Annotated in this window: 3 protein-coding genes; all 3 read right to left on the bottom strand. The window is 39.8% G+C overall.

What is annotated here, in order from left to right:
* On the bottom strand, nucleotides 1–1,946 hold a 1,946-nt coding region (locus Q361_RS13105; RefSeq protein WP_103727179.1), incomplete at its 3' end, for an OmpA family protein.
* An 11-nt stretch (nucleotides 1,947–1,957) separates the two neighbouring features.
* A complete protein-coding gene (locus Q361_RS13110) occupies nucleotides 1,958–2,869 on the bottom strand; it encodes a PorP/SprF family type IX secretion system membrane protein (RefSeq protein WP_103727180.1) in 912 nt (303 codons plus the stop codon).
* 62 nt (nucleotides 2,870–2,931) lie between these two features.
* A partial coding sequence (locus tag Q361_RS13115) for a T9SS type B sorting domain-containing protein (RefSeq protein ID WP_146047040.1) occupies nucleotides 2,932–4,228 on the bottom strand: 1,297 nt, incomplete at its 5' end.

Consider the following 4,228-nt stretch of genomic DNA (forward strand, 5'->3'; position numbering starts at 1 on the left):
GCTTGGTGTTGATCTTCCGAGCATGAAGAGTTGTTTGTTGGTTCACAACCACAATTGTTTACCAATTGTGATTCGCCATATCCACGTCCTGTTAATCTTGAGCGGCTGATGCCTTTCTTAACCAACCAATCTATCGTTGCTTGAGCACGTCTGTCTGATAAAGCTTGATTGTAGCTTTTTGTATTTCTACAATCTGTATGTGAACGTACATCCAATTCCATACTTGGGTGTTCTTCCAATAATACCAATATCTTAGCCAATTCTACAGCGGCATCTGGGCGGATGTTTGATTTGTCTAAATCAAAATAAATCATCTCGATTCCCAATTGCTTCGTTACATTGTCTCCTTCTTTTAACGGTTGGTTACCACTCACTAGTGGTGCTCTTTCGTTTTTAGGAGCGATATCGGCTTTGGTTACACCTGATTTGGTGGCTGTGGTTACTGTTTTCTCTACAGCATTGTAGCCTTCTTTCTCACCTCTTACAGTGTAGGTTGTACCACAATCTACCACGCCAAAGTCATACTTACCATCTTTGTCTGCTTTTTGTTCTTTGATGTATTTCATTTCTGAATCTGTCAAAATAACCGTGGCATACGCTATAGGCTTGCCTGAACTTTGGTCTGTTACTACTCCACTTAGGGTTTGTTCACATGGTTCTGGGATTGATTTATCTTCTTTAAATTTGTAGATATCATCACTTCCTTCGCCTGAGGCTCTATTTGAGGTAAAGAATCCGTTTTTGGTAGCTGTATCAAACAAGAATGCAAAATCATCACTCGAACTGTTTATCGGTTCTCCTACGTTTTGTGCTCTTGAAAAGCCTCCTTTGCCATCTGGTTTAGATACAAATACATCTAAACCTCCTAAACCTGGGTGACCTTCTGAGGCAAAGTATAATTCGCCTGTTGCACTCACAAATGGAAAGGTTTCTCTTGCTTCTGTATTGACCATTTTACCCAAGTTTACTGGGGCACCATAGCTGTCATCTCCATTGATACTTACTTTAAAAATATCCGATAAACCTCTTGTGCCTGGCATATCTGAAGCAAAGTACAACGTTTTCTCATCGGGACTTAATGCAGGGTGTGCTACACTGTATTGGTCGCTATTAAAAGGTAATTCTTTTATATCTTTCCAACTACCGCTCACAGAGTCTAAAGTGGCTTTGTACAATTTTAAAAGCGTAGTTTGCTTTTCGTCTTTACCTTTTTTACCATTGATGTAATTGTTTCGGGTAAAGTACACCGTTTGTCCGTCTTTGGTAAATACAGGTGTAGACTCATGGTATTTTGTGTTTAACTTACCACCAAATCGTTCTACTTTTCCTAGACTGCCATCACCTTGTAGTTCGGCAGCATACAAATTGGTGTAAGGTTCGCCATTCCACAAAGCTTTGCTGTTTTTTACAGAACCTGTATCTCTTGCCGATGCAAATACTATTTTCTGACCGTATAATGCACTTCCATAATCCGATTTACTCGAGTTAATTCCTGCATTCTCTATAGTATATCGTCCTGAGTTTTTCTTGATGATATCCAAATAGTTCTTTTGGTCTTCTGCCATTTTTGCTCTGGAGTCTTGTTTGTTTCTTTTGTAGAAATCCTCCATCACTTGATCGGCTTTTACATAGTCTTGTACCGCTTTTAATGATTGGGCATAACGGTAGTAATACTCGTTTTCTTTACTCTCTGGCATCGCAAATAACTCGGCATACCATTTGGCTGCATTTGTATAATCGGCTTGAAAGTAATAAGCATTACCTAGTTTCTTTAACATATCTGCTGATTTGTAGCCTCGCTCAAAAACTCTTTCGTAAGTTTTTATCGCATCTACATACGCATACTTTTCATATTGCTTGTCGGCCTCGGCCAATTGTACTTTTTGTCCATAACTAGACAAAGACAATAAACCGGCAACTGCTACATATTTTAGGGTATTTCTCATACTGCTGTTTTTTAGAAGAATCTTGGTGATACAATTCTATCGGCATTCTTAAACAACTCAAATCGCAAGAATACCTCGTGTGATCCTGAATTGTAATTCGCCAATTTCGTGGTTTCCATATCGTAGCCGTAGCCTATGTATAGACCTGGGGTAACTTGAAAACCTGCCATAGCACTCACTGCAGCGCTCCATCTGTAAGCGGCTCCCAATATAAATTTATCGTTAAACATAAAGTTTCCTGATAAGTCTAATTGCAATGGGGCTCCTTCGGTTACTTTGGCCAAAAACGCAGGTTTGAATTTTACGCTTGAGCTTACATCAAACACATGTCCTCCTATTAAATAGTAGTGCATTCTATCCATGTAAATCGCACGGTCGTTATCTGAATACTTCTTCGATTGTAAAAAGTTCGGTACAGATAAGCCTACATAGGTCTTATCTGAATGTAAATAAACGCCTGCTCCTACATTAGGGATAAACTCATTGTTTATCGATTGTAATGCCAAGTCATTTGACGAATACATATACAACTTATTTCTATCGAAGTTGAATAACTCTGCGGTTCCTTTTACCCCAAAAGAGAGTTTGTATGTCTCTGATGTAGGTATTGTATACGATATATCGGCCGAGATTTTATTATCGCTTGTTGGACCTATGCGGTCGTTTACAAACGATAAGCCTACACCCAATCTAGAATTGGCTACAGGGCTACTAATAGCCAAGGTATTGGTTACAGGTGCTCCGTCTAAGCCTACCCATTGGGTACGGTGTAAACCAAAAACACTCAACACTCCTCTACTGCCTGCATAAGCCGGATTGATATTGGCCGTATTGTACATATACTGCGTGTACTGAGCATCTTGCTGAGCTATAGCATAACTGCTGGCAAGGAGTACTAAAGTGGTTAAAAATATTTTTCTCATCTTTTTAAACTTTTTTTAATATCTCATTGGGATATATTGCAATCCCAATGAGAATTAGTGTTTTATCTATTAATATATAAATATCCGGCTCTCTCTTTAGTGATGCCTGAGGCATTTACATATTTTAGAACGTAGTAGTATGTACCGGTTGGTAATTCTGAGGCTTGTTGGATAGTTTCTCTTCCATAAGATACTCCCTCAAAATAGTTACCGTTTGAACCATATCCTGTTGTATCGTATACTTTAACGCCCCAACGGTTGTAAACTTCTAATGTATTGTTTGGATAGTTTTCTATTCCGCGTATTACTAATACATCATTGTCGCCATCTCCATTTGGTGTTACTGCATTAAAGATTTCGATTCCGTCTTCTGCCGATGGGTTACCTGCATTTGGCTCTAGATAATCTGGTGTTCCGTCGTTATCTATATCTGATGGATGTGTTGGATCTGGGCCTATTTCTACGCCATTGGTTAATCCGTCGCCATCACAATCGCCATTTAAGAATGCTGCTGATTGAGCTACTGTTACATGCTCTTCTACTGCATCACATCCTACTAATGGATTAGTGCCATCTGCAATTTCTTGTCCGTTAGTTACTCCGTCGCCATCACAATCTGAAGCAAGCCATTCTGCACTTGGTGCAACGGTAGCATGCGCTAGGTTAAATGAACATGGGTCTAATGGATCTGTACCATCGGTTTGTTCTGTAGCATTGTTTACTCCATCTCCATCACAATCTAATGTTGGATTGTCTACACATGCGCCTACTGTTACACAGATCGTCGCTGCGTTAGAAGCTAATCCTTCTACATCTGAAATGGTATAAGTAATACATGATGTAAAGCCTAATATAGATCCTACCGGTGTAAACACTACTTGACATGATGCATTGAGCGTATAAGTTCCTTCTCCTGCAACAGTAAAGCTTGTTTGCTGACCTGCTGAATTTGGATCTAAGTCTATTGAACATGGGTTTAATGCACTGTCTACATCACTGTCGTTTGCGCCTACTGGTATAACAATTGGAGTCTCACTTGGTGTAGTTACTGTGTCATTTACGGCAACTGGTGCATCATTTACACAGGTTACAGTAAAGGTTACTGTAGCAGGTGCACTACACAATCCGTCTGAATCACACAACGTATATGGTAAACTTGCTGATCCGCAGAAATTATTGGCTGGATCAAACATTAATTCGCCTGTCGTTGGGTTGTAGGTCCAAACTCCTTCAGTAGTGGTAATCGTAGTTTGAACACCCGGTGTTGATGGGTCTAAATCTACTGTATGCCCTGAAGTTGGTGTTGGGTTACCATCTGGATCGGTATCATTCGCTAGAATGTTTACAACTCCATTAGCC

The organism is Flavobacterium croceum DSM 17960, assembly GCF_002917885.1.
Taxonomy (GTDB): Bacteria; Bacteroidota; Bacteroidia; order Flavobacteriales; family Flavobacteriaceae; genus Flavobacterium; species Flavobacterium croceum.

Bases quoted from the DNA above. Each gene is read 5' to 3' on its own strand.
- Q361_RS13110 (WP_103727180.1), bottom strand. From the start codon at position 2,869: ATGAGAAAAATATTTTTAACCACTTTAGTACTCCTTGCCAGCAGTTAT.